Annotated in this window: 12 protein-coding genes and 1 riboswitch; of the genes, 4 read left to right on the top strand and 8 right to left on the bottom strand. The window is 67.6% G+C overall.

What is annotated here, in order from left to right; genetic code table 11:
- Positions 1-104: 104 nt before the first annotated feature.
- Positions 105-560: a DUF1249 domain-containing protein gene (locus POR01S_RS16805; protein ID WP_042137163.1), complete on the bottom strand. Its 456-nt coding sequence runs from the start codon at positions 558-560 to the stop codon at positions 105-107.
- Positions 551-1171 carry an NUDIX domain-containing protein gene (locus POR01S_RS16800; RefSeq protein WP_007162102.1) on the bottom strand — a complete coding sequence of 207 codons (621 nt, stop codon included), beginning with the start codon at positions 1169-1171 and terminating at the stop codon, positions 551-553. The genes POR01S_RS16805 and POR01S_RS16800 overlap by 10 nt, the downstream gene beginning before the upstream one ends.
- Before the next feature lie 186 nt (positions 1172-1357).
- Here POR01S_RS16800 and POR01S_RS16795 point away from each other — a divergent pair, with 186 nt between their 5' ends.
- On the top strand, positions 1358-2107 hold the full coding sequence (locus tag POR01S_RS16795; protein WP_007162103.1) for an RsiV family protein: 750 nt from the start codon (positions 1358-1360) through the stop codon (positions 2105-2107).
- A gap of 466 nt (positions 2108-2573) precedes the next feature.
- On the opposite strand, the gene cytX is transcribed toward POR01S_RS16795, so the two are convergent.
- Positions 2574-3836, bottom strand: a complete 1263-nt coding sequence (cytX, locus tag POR01S_RS16790) for a putative hydroxymethylpyrimidine transporter CytX (protein WP_042137161.1) — start codon at positions 3834-3836, stop codon at positions 2574-2576.
- A 96-nt stretch (positions 3837-3932) separates the two neighbouring features.
- A complete protein-coding gene (gene thiC / locus POR01S_RS16785) occupies positions 3933-5810 on the bottom strand; it encodes a phosphomethylpyrimidine synthase ThiC (protein WP_042137159.1) in 1878 nt (625 codons plus the stop codon).
- A gap of 102 nt (positions 5811-5912) precedes the next feature.
- Positions 5913-6039: riboswitch (TPP riboswitch) on the bottom strand.
- Positions 6040-6148: 109 nt separating this feature from the next.
- Between thiC and POR01S_RS16780 the strand changes: the two genes are divergently transcribed.
- Positions 6149-7645 (top strand): TolC family outer membrane protein, encoded by a 1497-nt coding sequence (locus tag POR01S_RS16780; RefSeq protein ID WP_007162106.1) that lies wholly within the window; start codon positions 6149-6151, stop codon positions 7643-7645.
- Here the strand turns inward: POR01S_RS16780 and waaA are convergent.
- From waaA to POR01S_RS16765, 3 genes are read right to left on the bottom strand one after another with little or no spacing between them, the layout of a single operon-like run.
- On the bottom strand, positions 7591-8856 hold the full coding sequence (waaA, locus tag POR01S_RS16775) for a lipid IV(A) 3-deoxy-D-manno-octulosonic acid transferase (protein WP_042137157.1): 1266 nt from the start codon (positions 8854-8856) through the stop codon (positions 7591-7593). The genes POR01S_RS16780 and waaA overlap by 55 nt on opposite strands.
- Positions 8857-8904: 48 nt before the next feature.
- On the bottom strand, positions 8905-10689 hold the full coding sequence (locus tag POR01S_RS16770; RefSeq protein ID WP_027600810.1) for an IlvD/Edd family dehydratase: 1785 nt from the start codon (positions 10687-10689) through the stop codon (positions 8905-8907).
- A gap of 33 nt (positions 10690-10722) precedes the next feature.
- Positions 10723-11904, bottom strand: a complete 1182-nt coding sequence (locus tag POR01S_RS16765; RefSeq protein ID WP_042137155.1) for a fumarylacetoacetate hydrolase family protein — start codon at positions 11902-11904, stop codon at positions 10723-10725.
- A 108-nt stretch (positions 11905-12012) separates the two neighbouring features.
- On the opposite strand from POR01S_RS16765, the gene POR01S_RS16760 reads away from it, so the two are divergent.
- Together POR01S_RS16760 and POR01S_RS16755 are read left to right on the top strand one after the other, a co-directional pair.
- Complete coding sequence (locus POR01S_RS16760; protein WP_027600237.1) at positions 12013-12960, top strand: LysR family transcriptional regulator; 948 nt, start codon at positions 12013-12015, stop codon at positions 12958-12960.
- 166 nt (positions 12961-13126) lie between these two features.
- On the top strand, positions 13127-14491 hold the full coding sequence (locus tag POR01S_RS16755; RefSeq protein ID WP_027600812.1) for an MFS transporter: 1365 nt from the start codon (positions 13127-13129) through the stop codon (positions 14489-14491).
- Here the strand turns inward: POR01S_RS16755 and POR01S_RS16750 are convergent.
- Positions 14488-15774 carry an MFS transporter gene (locus tag POR01S_RS16750; RefSeq protein ID WP_042137153.1) on the bottom strand — a complete coding sequence of 429 codons (1287 nt, stop codon included), beginning with the start codon at positions 15772-15774 and terminating at the stop codon, positions 14488-14490. The genes POR01S_RS16755 and POR01S_RS16750 overlap by 4 nt on opposite strands.
- Positions 15775-15786: the final 12 nt, after the last annotated feature.

Genomic DNA, 15786 nt, shown 5'->3' with positions numbered 1-15786 from the left:
GGCAGGGTGCAGAAAAGTTCCCGGGAACTTGCGTGCATGCTTCACATTTTCGCAGCTTGCACCGCGTGAGGGAAGCCGCGGCTGTCAGCGTTGCGCCCTGGTGCTCATCGCTGCAGGATAGGTTCAGCTTCGTGGCCACAGGCCAGGCAGTGACTCAGCCACTCACCGAGGAACAGATTGAGCTGGCTCTTTTCGTCAGGCTGATGCATCGCCTGATTGGGATAGGGATAGCGCCCGAGCAGGTGCCGAGAGGCCCCGGCCGACACCACTTCCGCCATCCGCGCATCGTGATAGACGCGCACTTCCAGTTCGGGCACCGGCAACCAGGGCATTCCCAGTTCCTGGCGCACCCGCAAGGCCGTCGTATAGGGACAGGCCTCGGTGACTTCCAACGCGAGCACCCCCAGCGGACGCTCGCCTTGCGACAACATGACGCGGCGCGATACCACGGCTTCGCGCATCTTGGGCAGAAGCCGCATCAGCCGCACGTAGTTGGCCTCGCACGTGGCCTGCAGGCCCGGCAGGTCAACCCGATAGCGATCTCGCAGTTTCAGCCCCATAACCCCCGTACCTCGGCGCGATTGAGCGCCAACCATTGCAGGGCGATGATTGCCGCTGCGTTATTGATTCGACCGTCGCGAACCCCTGCCAGTGCCTCGTCCAGCGACCAGACATGGACGCGAATGTCCTCGCCCTCCTCTTCCAGGCCATGAACGCCACCGGCGTCCGCGGTGCTGCAGCGACCCAGGTAGAGATAGACCTGTTCGTCACTGCCGCCAGGCGAGGGGAAGTAGGTGGAGATGGGCCAGAGCGATTGCAAGGTCAGCCCGGCTTCTTCCTCGGCTTCCCGATGAGCGACCGCCTCGACGGCCTCGCCCTGCTTGTCCACCAAGCCCGCCACCGGCTCAAGCAGCCAGGGATGAGCGGTCTTTTCCATGACGCCGACGCGAAACTGCTCGATCAGCACCACCTCGTCGCGCACGGCGTCGTAGGGCAGCACGCAGACGGCATCGGGACGCACGAAGACCTCGCGTTCCAGTTCCGGGCCCAGGGCACCGGAGAACTGGCGATGGCGCAGCCGGAAGCGGGCCATGCGGTAGAAGCCCTGGAAGCAGATCTCGCGGCTCAGGATTTCAACGGCGGGCGCCTGGGATTCGTTGGCTTCGGTCATGGGCGCTCCAGCGCTGATTGCAGGTAATCAGATCATCCTAGCGTGCCGCCTGCGTGCGTGCAGCCCCTGACGCGCCAAGTCGCGAAAAGGACAACAAGCCGGGAAACCTCCGCCCGCCCCTGGCAAACTTATGGGGCCAGACGGGTTCGAAAGCCGTCGTTCTCCGTTTCCATGACAAGGAATCCCATGCGTATCCGCTCGCTCCTCCTGCTCGCCGGCCTGTTGCTCGGTGGTTGCCAAAGCGTCTTCGGCCCCAACCTCGACAAACCCCTCACGCCTCGCCACCAGGCCTGGGAGCACCGCCCGGCCGGTTGCCAGGGCGAAGACTGCCCGCTGATCAACATCGACTACGTGGAATTCGGCGACCCGGCGCTGGACGCCCTGGTGCAGCGGCACCTGCTGGGCCTGGCCCGCGCCGAGCCGGGCGCGCCCATCCCCGCTTCGCTGGAGAGCTACGAGCGGGATTTCCTCGCCAAGGCCCAGCCACGCTGGAGCAGCTATCTGCAGGCCAAGGTGCGTGAACAGCATGACGGCCTGGTGATCATCGAATTCTCCAGCTACCTGGCCAACGGCGGTGCCCATGGCCTGGCCGGCCGCGACTTCGTCACCTGGGATCGCCATCTCGACCGGCAGATCACCCTGGGCGACATGCTGGTGCCGGGGCAGGAAGCCGAATTCTGGCGCCTGGCGCAGCTCTCCCGTGAGGCCTGGATGCTCAGCAACAACGTCGGCGATGCCGAATTCCGCCAGCAGTGGCCCTTCCTAAAAACCAACAACGTGGCCCTGGACTTCGGCGCCCTGACGCTCAAGTACGACATCGGCAGCATCGCCCCCTACGCCATGGGCCATCCGGAATTGAAGATCCCCTATCCCAAGCTCAATGGCATCCTCAAGGGCGAGTACTTTCCGGGCCGGGGCAAGGCGCGGCAGCCGTAGGACCTGGTCAACAGAAATCATCTGCCGTAGTTGGGTTTGATCGCGGCCATGGGCCGCTCCTACAGGGGACTCAATCTTCTGTAGGAGCGGCCCATGGCCGCGATACCCCCACCCCAACCCTCCCCCGCAAGCGGGAGAGGGGGCAGTTAGCCGTAGGTTGGGTTGAGCGCAGCGAAGCCCGATAGATCCAGCTCAGTCGTAGGGTGGATGACGGCGCAGCCTCATCCACGCGTGCCGACTTGCCCCCACCCCAACCCTCCCACGCCAGCGGGAGAGGGGGCAGTTAGGAGTAGGCTGGGTCGAGCGCAGCGAAGCCCGACAGATCCAGCTCAGTCGTAGGGTGGATGACGGCGCAGCCTCATCCACGCGTGCCGGCTTGCCCCCACCCCGACCCTCCCCCGCCAGCGGGAGAGGGGGCAGTTAGGCGTAGGTTGGGTTGAGCGCAGCGAAGCCCAACGGCCGAACCCTAAACTCGTTTCAATCCCAACAGCGCCTGCGCAGTCCCCGCCACCACGATGGCCGGCAGGGTCGCGCCCCAGGCCGGGAGCAGGGTCGGCAACAGATGGTAGACGGCCACGCCCAGGGCCCAGGCGATCAGGGACTCCAGGCGCAGCGCCTGTGTCCGCTGCGGGGCCTTGCGGCGGCGCAGCAGGAAGTGATCCACCAGCACCACGCCGAATAGCGGGGCGAACACCGAACCGATCAGCAGCAGGAAGTGTTCGTACTGGGCCAGAGGCACCAGCAGCGCCAGCAGGGTGCAGAGGATGCCGATGGCCAGGGTCAGCTGCCAGATCTTCACCTGGGCCAGGAAACCCGTGGCCACCGCCGCCGAGTGATAGGCGGCGAAGGCGTTTTCCGACTCGTCCAGCAGGATCAGCAACAGCGGCAGGCCGAGGCCGGCCACGGCCAGGGCGCGCAGCAGGGCGTCGGCTTCACCGCCGCTGGCAAAGGCCAGGGTATAGGCGAAGCCCAAGCCCATCAGCCAGAGGTTGCCGCAGAAATAGCCCAGCATGACGCCGCGCCCGGCGCTGCGGCCGGTGCGGGCGAAGCGGGTGTAGTCGGCGATCACCGGCAACCAGGACAGCGGCATGGCCACCACCAGGTCGAAGCCCAGTGCCTGGCTCAGGGAGTCGTCGCCCGGGCGCTGCCAGAGCGCGGCCAGGTCGGCGCGCAGGAACAGATCCAGGGTCAGCCAGGTGCAGGCGCCGAGCAGCAGCCAGATGCCCCAGCGACTGAGAAAGCGGCGGACGAAGGTCAGCGGACCGGCCACCGCCAGGGCCGTGGCCAGGGCGCCGAAGACCAGGGTCCAGAGCACCGGCGAGGCCCAGCCCTGCAGGCCCCAGCTGCCCAGCAGCACGCTGGCCGCCTCGCGCATCACCACCAGTTCGAAGGCGCCCCAGCCGATCAGCTGGGTGATGTTGAGCACCGCCGGCAACAGCGCGCCGCGCTGGCCGAGACTCTGGCCCAGGGCGGTCATGCCGGCCAGGCCGGTATCGCTGCCCACCAGGCCGGCAGCGGCCAGCAGCAGCACCCCGACCGCGGTGCCGAGCACCAGCACCAGCAGGCCATCGGCCAGGCCCAGTCCGGGCGCCAGCAGCGCGCCGGCCTGGGCGACCATCAGGCCGATGCCGAGGGAGAACCAGAGGGTGAAGAGGTCGCGCCCGCCAAGGATGCGGCGGTCCGCCGGAACGGGGACGGTGGGGGTATAGAGGCCGGGGGCCTGGGCCATGATGGGTCTCGTGGATAAGGGGTTGAGGGCGCCCAACGTCGTTGGTTGGCGTTGGGCATTGTTGGGCTTCGCTGCGCTCAGCCCAACCTACGATTTTCAGACCTGCTTGTAGATCACGCCGCCTTCGTCCTTGAAGCGCGCTGCCTGTTCCTGGAAGCCGGCCTCGATGGCCTTCTGCTCGTCGGTCAGGCCGTTTTCCTTGGCGTAGTCGCGGACCTCCTGGGTGATCTTCATGGAGCAGAACTTGGGCCCGCACATGGAGCAGAAGTGCGCCACCTTGGCCGAGTCCTTGGGCAGGGTCTCGTCGTGGAAGGCGCGCGCCGTGTCCGGGTCCAGGCCCAGGTTGAACTGGTCTTCCCAGCGGAATTCGAAACGCGCCTTGGACAGGGCGTTGTCGCGGATCTGAGCGCCGGGATGCCCCTTGGCCAGGTCGGCGGCATGGGCGGCGATCTTGTAGGTGATGATGCCGGTCTTGACGTCGTCCTTGTTGGGCAGGCCGAGGTGCTCCTTGGGCGTCACGTAGCAGAGCATGGCACAGCCGAACCAGCCGATCATGGCGGCGCCGATGCCGCTGGTGATGTGGTCGTAGCCGGGGGCGATGTCGGTGGTCAGCGGGCCGAGGGTATAGAACGGCGCCTCGTCGCAGCACTCCAGCTGCTTGTCCATGTTTTCCTTGATCAGCTGCATGGGCACGTGGCCGGGGCCTTCGATCATGGTCTGGACGTCGTGCTTCCAGGCGATCTTGGTCAGCTCGCCGAGGGTTTCCAGTTCGCCGAACTGGGCGGCGTCGTTGGCGTCGGCGATGGAGCCCGGGCGCAGGCCGTCACCCAGGGAGAAGCTCACGTCGTAGGCCTGCATGATTTCGCAGATGTCTTCGAAGTGGGTGTAGAGGAAGTTTTCCTTGTGGTGCGCCAGGCACCACTTGGCCATGATGGAGCCGCCGCGGGAGACGATGCCGGTGACGCGCTTGGCGGTCAGGGGCACGTAGTGCAGGCGCACCCCGGCGTGGATGGTGAAGTAGTCCACGCCCTGCTCCGCCTGCTCGATGAGGGTGTCGCGGAACAGTTCCCAGGTCAGTTCCTCGGCGACGCCACCGACCTTTTCCAGGGCCTGGTAGATGGGCACGGTACCGATGGGGACCGGCGAGTTGCGGATGATCCACTCGCGGGTCTCGTGGATGTGCTTGCCGGTGGACAGGTCCATCACGGTGTCGGCGCCCCAGCGGATGCCCCAGGTCAGCTTTTCCACCTCTTCCTCGATGGAAGAGCCCAGGGCGCTGTTGCCGATGTTGCCGTTGATCTTCACCAGGAAGTTGCGGCCGATGATCATCGGCTCCAGCTCCAGGTGGTTGATGTTGGCCGGGATGATGGCGCGACCACGGGCTACCTCGTCGCGGACGAACTCCGGGGTGATCTCCTGGGGAATGCTGGCGCCGAAACTCTGGCCACGGTGCTGGTTGCCGAGCAGACCGGCGGCGCGGGCTTCCTGCAGCTTCATGTTCTCGCGGATGGCGATGTATTCCATCTCCGGGGTGACGATGCCCTGGCGGGCATAGTGCATTTGGGAGACGTTGCGCCCGGCCTTGGCCCGCCGCGGCTGGCGCGCCAGGTCGAATCTCAGGGCGGCGAGACTCGGATCGGCCAGGCGCGCCTGGCCGAATTCGGAAGAGAGCCCGGCCAGCAGTTCGGTGTCGCCGCGCTCTTCGATCCAGCGCGAACGCACGTCCGGCAGGCCCTTGCGCAGGTCGATGCGCGCCGCCGGGTCGGTGTAGGGACCGGAGGTGTCGTAAACGAATACCGGGGCGTTGCGCTCACCGCCAAAGGCGGTGGGGGTGTCGACGAGGGAAATTTCCCGCACCGGCACGCGGATGTCGGGGCGCGAGCCGGTCAGATAGACCTTGCGCGAATTGGGCAGCGGCTGAGTGGACTGGCGGTCGACGCGGGTGAAGTCGGTGACGTTGTTCTGCTTGTTCATCGAGGCTCTCCTGGTGGGCGCGTTGCCGAGGGAAGAACCTGGACGAAGGGTGGGCACGCGAGAAGAGGCAAGCCCGGACGGATGGCGACCACGGAATAAGGCTGCGGACGCCCTCTTGTTCCCTACGCAGGTTGACGCACCGCCATGCGGCGCGCCTAGCCTGATCAGGTTCAACGGGATCCGGGACTACCCGATCTCAGCGCCTCGTAGCGCACCCCGACAAGAACGCGGCCAGTGTAAACCCAGAGCGGCAGAAACTTCGACCGCTATTTCCTCTCCTATGGCGGATTCGGACGAAGCCACTACACTGGCGCGGTCCCTCAAGGAAGGCTCCCAGAATGCGAAGATTCCTGCTGCTCGCGGCGCTCTGCAGCTCGGCCGGCCTGGCCCAGGCCCAGGTCACCGGCAATGGCCTGCTCGACGTCTACCGCGAGGCGCTGGACAACAACGCCGATCTCGCCGCCGAGCGCGCCGGCCTCGGCGCCCAGCGCGAGGCGGTGCCCCAGGCGCGCGCCGGCCTGCTGCCGCAGATCGGCCTTGGCGCCCAATTCAACGACACCCATACCAGTCTGCAACTCAAGGACAATCCGGCGTTGGGCGTCCAGGGTGGCCGCTACAGCAGCGATCGCAGCAGCCAGCTGATCCAGGCCACCCTCAGCCAGCCGCTGTTCCGCGCCGATCGCTGGTTCCAGCTCAAGGCCGCCCAGGCCGCCACCGAGCAGGCCGAGCTGCAATTCTCCGCCGCCCAGCAGCAACTCATCCTGCAGACCGCCGAGGGCTATTTCAGCGCCCTGCGTGCCCAGGACGCCCTGGCCACCGCCCGCGCCGAGGAAAAGGCGCTGTACCGCCAGCTGGACCAGTCCCGCGAGCGCTACAAGGTCGGCCTGACCGACGACACCGACGTGCTCCAGGCCCAGGCCAGCTTCGACAACGCCCAGGCCAACCGCTCCCAGAGCGAGCAGCAGGTGGCCGACGCCTTTCAGGCCCTGACCCGGCTGACCGATCGCGACTACGGCAGCATCGCCGGCATCCGCCACGACCTGCCGATCCTGCCGCCACAGCCCAACGATGCGCGGCTGTGGGTGGACACCGCCATGCGCCAGAATCTGCAGCTGCTGGCCGCCGGCCAGGGCGTCAACGCCGCCCAGGAGACCTTGCGCCAGCGCCGCGCCGGACACCTGCCGACCGTGGATGCTGTGGCGCGCTACAGCCACAGCGACAACGACGCGGTGAATCTGCCCAACGCCGAGCAGCTGTCCCTGTTCGGCAGCCCGGTCAACAGCCGCAGCATTGGCATCCAGGTCGAGGTACCGCTGTACAGCGGTGGGGCCACCAGCTCCCAGGCGCGCCAGGCCTATCAGCAGCTGGACCAGAGCGAACAGCGCCAGGAGAGTCTGCGCCGCCAGGTGGTGCAGAACACCCGTAACGCCCACCGGGCGATCAACACTGACATCGAGCAGGTGCGCGCCCGCCGGCTGTCCATCGCCTCCAGCCAGCGCGCCCTGAGAGCCACCGAGATCGCCTACCAGGTGGGCAGCCGCACCATCGTCGACGTGCTCGACGCCCAGCGGTTGCTGTACAACGCCGTGCGCCAGTACAACGACGCCCGCTACAACTACATCCTGGACACTCTGAGGCTCAAGCAGGCGGCCGGCACCCTGGCGCCCAACGACCTGCTGGCGCTGTCCGGCTATCTCGATCCCCACTACGACCCGGATCGCGACTTCCTGCCGCCGGACCTGGCCAAGACCCGCGCCGACGTCCTGCCGGCGCGCTCGGTTCAGGGGGTGAGCAACCTGTCCAGTCCGGAGAGCAGTCGCTCCAGCGCGCCCTGATTGGCGGCCAGTACCGCCAGGCCCGCCTGCTGGCGTCGCGCGGCTTCCGCCGGCTCGGCCCAGAGCCGGGCCACGGCGGCGGCGATCGCGGGTGCTTCCGCCACGGTTTCCAGGGCGCCGGCGTCGCGCAGCTGGGCGACGATGTCGAGGAAGTTGAACACGTGGGGACCGCTGAGCACCGGCAGGCCGAGGGCGGCCGGCTCCAGCGGATTGTGACCACCGCGCTCGATCAGGCTGCCGCCGACGAAGGCGACATCGGCAAGGGCGTAGAGAAACAGCAATTCGCCCATGGTGTCGCCCAGCAGCACCTGGGTCTGCGGCTGCACCGCCTCCCCCGTCGAGCGCTGCACCACGCCGAAACCTTCGCGACGCACCTCGGCCAATACCTCGGGAAAGCGCTCGGGATGGCGCGGCACCAGGATCAGTAGCGCATCGGGGTGTGCGGCCAGCAGCTGGCGATGGGCCTGGAGCAGGATCCCGTCTTCGCCGGCATGGGTGCTGGCGGCGATCCATACCGGGCGCTGGCCCCAGCCCTGGCGCAGCGCGACGGCCCGGACCGGCAGCGCGGGATCGATGCGCAGGTCGAACTTGATGGAGCCGGTCACCGTGACCCGCTCGGCACGGGCGCCCAGGGCGCGAAAGCGCTCGGCTTCCACCAGCGTCTGCACCGCCAGCCAGGCCAGCTCCGCCAGCATCGGCCCGGTCACCCCACCCAGTTTTCCGTAGCCCCGGGCGGAGCGTTCGGACAGCCGGCCATTGGCCAGGGCGATGGGAATATCGCGGCGCGCCGCCTGGTGGATGAGGTTGGGCCAGAGTTCGGTCTCCATCACCACGCCCAGGCTTGGCCGCAGCCGGTCAAGGAAGCGTCCGGCCAGCCAGGGCAGGTCATAGGGCAGGTAGCAGTGGTGGACGTCGTCACCGAACAGGGCGCGGATGCGCTCAGAGCCGGTGGGCGTCATGCAGGTCACGGTGATCGGCAGGTCGGGATGCCGCTGGCGCAGGGCGCGAATCACCGGCGCGGCGGCGATGCTCTCCCCCACCGACACCGCGTGTACCCAGATACCGCCGGGCGGCACCTCAGGCAAGCCCAGCGCCAGGCGTTCGCCGATGCGCTGCCGATAGGCGGGGGCCTTGCGGCCGCGCCAGAGCAGGCGCAGCAGGATGAAGGGCAAGGCCAGGGTGAAGATCAGGCTATAGAGGGTACGATTCATGGCGGCAGAGCTTAATGAAGCCCGGCCGCCAGTGCGAGCCCGTTCGACCTAGTGCGAATGCCGCGGCACCCCACCCTCGCGGGCGATCACCTTGAGGTGCAGGGTGGCCGGCTCCAGGCAGCCACCGGTGGAGAGCTGGCCCACCAGTTGCCGATAGAGCTCCTGCCAGGGGGTCTGGGCCGGCGGCAGGTTGGGCGTCCATTCGGCGCGGCGGCGCTCCAGTTCGCCATCGTCGAGCAGCACGTCGACGCTGCGGGCATTGAGGTCCACGCGCAGCCGGTCGTTGGTCTTGAGCAGGGCCAGGCCGCCGCCCACCGCCGCTTCCGGCGACATGTTGAGGATCGAAGGGCTGGCCGAGGTGCCGCTCTGGCGACCGTCGCCCAGGCACGGCAGGGAATCGATGCCCTTCTTGATCAGCGCCGCCGGGGGCGCCATGTTGACCACCTCGGCGCTGCCCGGATAACCCACCGGACCGGCGCCGCGGATCACCAGGATGCAGCGCTCGTCGATGTCCAGCGCCGGATCGTCGATGCGCGCGTGGTAGTCCTCCGGGCCTTCGAAGACGATGGCCCGCGCCTCGAAGCTGTTTTCCTTGCCCGGCTCGGCCAGGTAGGTCTGACGGAAGGCCTCGCCCACCACCGACATCTTCATGATGGCGCTATCGAAGAAGTTGCCGCTGAGCACGATGAAGCCGGCGCGGTGCTTGAGCGGCGCTTCATAGGGCTGGATCACCGCAGGATCCGAGCTGGCGGCGCCCTCGGCGATGGTGCCGATGGTCTTGCCGGAGACGGTCAGGCACTCGCCGTGCAGCCGGCCGGCCTTGAGCAGTTCGTGGAGCACCGCTGGCACCCCGCCGGCGCGGTGGAAGCCTTCGCCCAAATACTTGCCGGCCGGCATGCAGTTGGCCAGCAGCGGGATGTCCTCGCCCAGGCGCTGCCAGTCGTCCAGCGACAATTCGATGCCCATGTGCCGGGCGATGGCGATCAGGTGCGGCGGACAATTGCTGGAGGCGCCCAGGGCCGAGGCCACCACGATGGCGTTCTCGAAGGCCTCGCGGGTCATGATCTGCGAGGGGCGGACGTCGTCCAGCACCAGCTGGCAGATGCGCTTGCCGGTGGCATAGGCCATCTGGCCGCGCTCACGGTAAGGCGCGGGGATGCTGGCGCAGCCGGGCAGCGACATGCCCAGGGTCTCGGCCAGGGCATTCATCGACAGGGCCGTGCCCATGGTGTTGCAGTGGCCCACCGAGGGCGAGGCGGCAGTGGTCAGGGCCATGAAGCCCTCGTAGTCGATCTCGCCGGTCGCCAGCAGGTTGCGTGCGTGCCAGAGCACGGTGCCGGAGCCGATCAGCTCGCCCTTGAAATGCCCGTCGAGCATCGGTCCGCCGGACAGCACGATGGCTGGCAGGTCGGTGGTGGCCGCGGCCATCAGGCAGGCCGGGGTGGTCTTGTCGCAGCCGGTGGTGAGCACCACGCCATCCAGCGGGAAGCCATGCAGGATCTCCACCAGGCCGAGGTAGGCCAGGTTGCGATCCAGGGCCGCGGTGGGCCGGCGACTCTGCTCGGCAATGGGGTGCACCGGGAATTCCATGGGGATGCCGCCCGCATCGCGGATGCCGGCCTTGACCCGCTGGGCCAGTTCCAGGTGGTGGCGATTGCAGGGGGTGAGATCGCTGCCGGTCTGGGCGATGCCGATGATGGGGCGACCGGACTGGAGTTCGTCGCGGGTCAGGCCGTAGTTCATGTAGCGCTCGACATAGAGCGCGGTCATGTCGGCGTGGGCAGGATCATCGAACCAGAGCTGGCTGCGCAGCGGGCGTTTGGCGGAAGTCATGATGGTCTCTAGTTGTTATTAGGAAAGAAAGGATCAGCGGCCCAGCAGGCCACGGGCGGCCAGGTTGTGCATCAGGGCGCCGAGGCCGAAGCGCCAGGCCGGGGCCTGGTCGCTGGTGGTCACCCGGTTGTGCAGGGTGCCCAGCAGCGGGCTGGCGATGCTCACCCGGTCACCCACCTTGTGGGTGAAGCCACCGCCCGGGGCGTCACGGTCCTGGGTCGGGGCGAACAGGGTGCCGAGAAACAGCACGAAGCCGTCGGGATACTGGTGGTTGGCATTGAGGGTCTGGGCGGCGAGATCGGTGGGATCGCGACTGATCTGCGCCATGGAGCTGCTGCCCTGGAGCCGGAAGCCGTCTTCGCCCTGGACCTCCAGGGTCACCACGCACTGGCGTACCTGGTCGAGATCGAAGGTCTCGTCGAACAGGCGGATGAAGGGCCCCAGGGCGCAGGAGGCGTTGTTGTCCTTGGCCTTGCTCAGCAACAGGGCGCTGCGGCCCTCGATGTCGCGCAGGTTGACATCATTGCCCAGGGTGGCGCCATGCAGGCGGCCGCGGCTATCGGCCACCAGCACCACTTCGGGTTCGGGATTGTTCCACTGGGACACGGGGTGGATGCCGATCGCACTGCCAGAGCCGACCGCGGCCAGCACCGGCGCCTTGGTGAAGATCTCGGCGTCCGGCCCGATGCCCACCTCCAGGTACTGCGACCACATGCCCTTCTCGATCAGCAGCGCCTTGAGCGCCTGGGCCCGCGGACTGCCCGGCTCCAGCCCCTGCAGGTCCGCGCCGATCACCGCCTGCACCTGCTCGCGGATGGCTACGGCGCGCCCGGCATCGCCACCGGCCTGTTCCTCGATCACCCGCTCCAGCATGCTGGCGGCAAAGGTCACCCCGGCGGCCTTGATCACCTGCAGATCGGCTGGCGGCAGCAGGTGCAGGCGGTCCGCAGCGGCCTGCTCGCCGCTGTTGGCCAGCAGTTCTTCCACACTACCGAGGTAACGTCCGGGAGTGTCGCGCAGGACCTGCAACGGTGCTTCCTCCTCGAACAGGGCGCTGAGGGTGGCGAACCGCTGGGAGACATCGAAGACGCCGTCTTCGCGCAGCACCACGGGCGAGGGACCGGCCAGCGGGCCGGGCACCCAGGCGCGGCCCACCAGGGTGCCGGCCAGGCCGTCGGTGGGAAGGGTGTTGGCAGGCGAGAGACGAAGGGACATGGGCAGGACTCCAGGGCTGATGGGTCCACGCTAGGCAGCCGGACTGATAAACTCAAATGGGCTTATTTCATCATTCGATAACCTGCGTTTATCGCCTGGGAGGCACCCGTGTCCGAGCCGTCGTTCAGCCAGATCTGCCACTGGCTCAAGTTTCGCCACCTGCTGCTGATCGACACCCTGGGGCGTACCCGCAACATGCACCTGGCCGCGCAGCAGATGAATCTCAGCCAGCCGGCCATCAGCAAGATGCTCAAGGAGATCGAGCACCTGCTGGGCTTCGCCCTGTTCGAGCGCCAGCCGCGCAGCATGCCGCCCACCGCCCTGGGTGAGCACGTGCTGCGCTATGCGCGGGTGGCGCTCAACGATGCCCGCGACTTCGCCGAGCAGATCGACAGCCTGAGGCGCGGTGGTCATGGCCAGCTCAAGGTCGGCGGCATCTTCGCCGCCACCGCGGTGGCCCTGCCGCAGGCCATCGTCGCGATCAAGCAGCGCTGGCCGCTGCTGGCCATCGAGGTGATGGAGCAGACCAGCGATCACCTGATGGAGATGCTCGACGACAAGCTGCTGCATCTGGCGGTGGCGCGTTTCACCGACGAAGCCCAGGCCCAGCGCTTCGACTTCCAGCCGCTGGCGCCGGAGCCCTTCCGCTTCGTAGTCAACGCCGATCACCCGCTGGTGGGCAGCGGCCCCGTGGGCCTCGACCAGGTGCTGGCCTGGCCCTGGATCCTCTATCCCAAGGGCACGCCCATCCGCGGGCGCATGGAGCGGGCCTTCGCCGCCGCCGGCCTGCCGGTGCCGAGCAACACCATCGACACCATCTCCATGCAGACCTTTCTCCAGGTGCTACGCGCCGGCCCCATGATCGGCATGCTGCCCGAGGCCATGGTCGAGCCCTATCTCGCCAGCGGCGCGCTCAGTGCCCTGGAGCTGCCCTTGCACCTGCCGGCGCAGGACTACGGCATCCTCACCCGCAAGGGCGAACCCCTGGGCGAGGCGGCCCGGGAATTCGCCGCCATCCTGCTGAGCCATGCCGGTCGCGGAGAGGCCTCGGCCTAGAGGCTTCGATAACGCGCCGTTATCGAATGATCCGCAAATGCCATTGGGAAAGAATCGCTCTCGCTCCTAGAGTGGCCTGGCGATTCAGACGGCCACCCTGCATCCCCGGCCGCCTTCGACCTCTTCAATAACAACAACGGGCCCCAAGGCCCCGAAGGTCATTCCCATGTTCGAGACCACCGCTCCCCAGGGCGCCGCTGGCGACGCCTTCGAAGAACGCACCTATCGCAAGGTGGTGCTGCGCATCCTGCCGATCCTGCTGCTGTGCTACATCGCCGCCTACCTGGATCGGGTCAACGTCGGCTTCGCCAAGCTGGACATGCTCGACGACCTCGGCTTCAGCAACACCGTCTATGCCCTTGGCGCCAGCATGTTCTTCTGGGGCTATTTCCTCTTCGAGGTCCCCAGCAACCTGCTGCTGCATCGCTACGGCGCGCGCTTCTGGATCGCCCGCATCATGCTGACCTGGGCGATCATCTCCATGGCGGTGGCCTTCACCCAGCCGCTGGCGCAGTTCTTCGGCATGCAGTCGAGCACCCTCTTCTATGTGCTGCGCTTCCTGCTGGGCGTCTGCGAGGCGGGCTTCTTTCCCGGGGTGATCCTCTATCTCAACTACTGGTTTCCGACCCGCCGACAGAGTCGAGTGATGTCGGGCTTCCTCATCGCCCTGCCCTTCAGCCTGAGCTTTGGCGGCGTGCTCTCCGGCTGGCTGATGAGCAGTCTGCACAACTGGCACGGCCTGGCCGGCTGGCAGTGGATGCTGCTGGTGGAAGGGGTGCCCTCGATCATCATGGCGGTGGTGGTGTTCTGCTGCCTGAGCGACAACATCGACAAGGCGCCCTGGCTGGACGCCCGGGAAAAGGCCCTGCTCAAGCGCAACCTGGAGCAGCAGAACGCCGGCAAGGCCTCGCGACTCAGCGAGGTGTTCTTCAATCCGCGGGTCTGGCTGCTGGTGTTCATCCTGCTGACCTTCAACACCGGCTTCTATGGCCTGGCCTTCTGGATGCCCTCGATCATCAAGAACGCCGGGGTCAGCGGCAGCCTCCAGATCGGCCTGCTCACCGCCATCCCCTACAGCGTCGCCCTGGTGGTCATGCTGCTCAACGCCCGCCACTCGGCCCGCACCGGCGAGCAGCGGCTGCACGCGGCGGTGCCGGCCTTCGTCGGCGCCCTGGGCCTGGTGCTGAGCGCCTGGTTCATCCACAACATCGTGCTGTCGATCTTCTTCCTCACCGTGGCCGCCTCGGGGCTGCTGGCGCTGATGCCGATCTTCTGGTCGCTGCCCGGCACCCTGCTCTCCGGTGTCGCCGCCGCGGCGGGCATCGGCATGATCAACGCCATCGGCAACCTCTCCGGCTTCACCGGCTCCATGATCACCGCGACCATGGAAACCCTCACCGGCGACATCAACAACGGCACCTATGTGCTCGGCGCCTGCCTGTTCGTCAGCGGCCTGCTGATCCTGGCGATCCCGGCCTCGATGCTGCACCGCGCGCCGACGGCCGTGCCGCTGGACCTGAAGCCCGCCTAGCCCGCCTCGGCCACGGCCGAGCGCCCGGCACCCGCGGCGCTCGGCCGGCCGATCCAGAGGGCCATCAGCGCCGCCAGGATGCCGGTCAGGCCGGCCAGCACCAGGGCCTCCTGGTAGGAGCCGAAGTGCTCGCGCAGGGCGCCGGCGAGAAAGGCCGCGCAGGCGGCGCCGAGCATGTGGCCGCAGAACACCCAGCCGAACACCACCGGCGCGCTCTTTTCGCCAAAGCTCTGGTTGGTCAGCTTGACCGTGGGCGGCACGGTGGCGATCCAGTCCAGCCCGTAGAAGATGCCGAACAGCAGCAGCTGCTCGGGGGCGAACCCGGAGAATGGCAGGTAGATCAGCGAGAGACCGCGCAGGCTGTAGTAGACGAACAGCAGGCGGCGCGGATCGTACCTGTCGGTCAGCCAGCCGGAAGCGGTGGTGCCTACCAGATCGAAGATGCCCATCAGCGCGAGGATCCCGGCGGCCTGCACCTGGGACAGCCCGTGGTCATGGCCCATGGCGATGAAGTGGGTGCCGATCAGCCCATTGGTGGTGAAGCCGCAGACGAAGAAGGTCAGGAACAGCAACCAGAAATCGCGCCGCCGACTGGCCATGGCCAGGGTGCCGAGGGTCACGCGAAACAGGTTGCCCGGTGCGGTAGCAGCCGGCGCCTGGTAGTCCGCCGGGGCGCCATGGGGCCGCAGGCCGATATCCGCCGGCCGCTCCGGCAGCAGCCAGGCCACCAGCGGGATCAGCGCGGCGCTGGCCACGGCCACGGTCAGCACCACGGTCTGCCAGCCTTCGTGACTGGCGAGATGGGCCAGCAGCGGCAGAAAGACCAGATTGCCGGTGGCGGTGCTTGCCGCCAGCAGGCCCATCATCAGCCCCCGCCGGGCGACGAACCAGCGATTGACGATGGCCGCGCCCAGCACCATGGCCACGCAACCGGTGCCCAGGCCGCTGAGCACGCCCCAGGTGGCGACCAGATGCCAGGGTTCGCGCATCAGGGTGCTCAGGGCGGTGGCAAGGCTGATCAGGGTGAGGCCGCCGAGCAGGGTGCGGCGGATGCCGAGGGTCTGCATCAGGGCCGCGGCGAAGGGGCCCACCAGGCCATAGAGAAAGATGCCGATGGCGGCGGCAAGCGAGACCGTCTCGCGACTCCAGCCAAAGGTGTCCTGCAGCGGCAAGAGCAAGACGCCGGGGGTGGACCTGACGCCCGCCGAAACCAGCAGGGCGAGAAAGATCAGCGCCAGGACGACGAAGACAAAGCGCTGGCCGAGGGCGGGAGGTGTGGTCATGGCGATCTTCAC

It is taken from the genome of Pseudomonas oryzihabitans NBRC 102199 (assembly GCF_000730625.1).
Classification (GTDB): Bacteria; Pseudomonadota; Gammaproteobacteria; order Pseudomonadales; family Pseudomonadaceae; genus Chryseomonas; species Chryseomonas oryzihabitans.
The sequence above is the reverse complement of the archived record's forward strand: the minus strand, read 5'-3'. Positions and strand labels throughout refer to the sequence as shown.

Bases quoted from the DNA above. Each gene is read 5' to 3' on its own strand.
- thiC (WP_042137159.1), bottom strand. From the start codon at position 5,810: ATGAACAAGCAGAACAACGTCACCGACTTCACCCGCGTCGACCGCCAG.
- POR01S_RS16780 (WP_007162106.1), top strand. From the start codon at position 6,149: ATGCGAAGATTCCTGCTGCTCGCGGCGCTCTGCAGCTCGGCCGGCCTG.
- POR01S_RS16795 (WP_007162103.1), top strand. From the start codon at position 1,358: ATGCGTATCCGCTCGCTCCTCCTGCTCGCCGGCCTGTTGCTCGGTGGT.
- POR01S_RS16805 (WP_042137163.1), bottom strand. From the start codon at position 560: ATGGGGCTGAAACTGCGAGATCGCTATCGGGTTGACCTGCCGGGCCTG.
- cytX (WP_042137161.1), bottom strand. From the start codon at position 3,836: ATGGCCCAGGCCCCCGGCCTCTATACCCCCACCGTCCCCGTTCCGGCG.
- POR01S_RS16750 (WP_042137153.1), bottom strand. From the start codon at position 15,774: ATGACCACACCTCCCGCCCTCGGCCAGCGCTTTGTCTTCGTCGTCCTG.
- POR01S_RS16765 (WP_042137155.1), bottom strand. From the start codon at position 11,904: ATGTCCCTTCGTCTCTCGCCTGCCAACACCCTTCCCACCGACGGCCTG.
- waaA (WP_042137157.1), bottom strand. From the start codon at position 8,856: ATGAATCGTACCCTCTATAGCCTGATCTTCACCCTGGCCTTGCCCTTC.
- POR01S_RS16770 (WP_027600810.1), bottom strand. From the start codon at position 10,689: ATGACTTCCGCCAAACGCCCGCTGCGCAGCCAGCTCTGGTTCGATGAT.
- POR01S_RS16755 (WP_027600812.1), top strand. From the start codon at position 13,127: ATGTTCGAGACCACCGCTCCCCAGGGCGCCGCTGGCGACGCCTTCGAA.
- POR01S_RS16800 (WP_007162102.1), bottom strand. From the start codon at position 1,171: ATGACCGAAGCCAACGAATCCCAGGCGCCCGCCGTTGAAATCCTGAGC.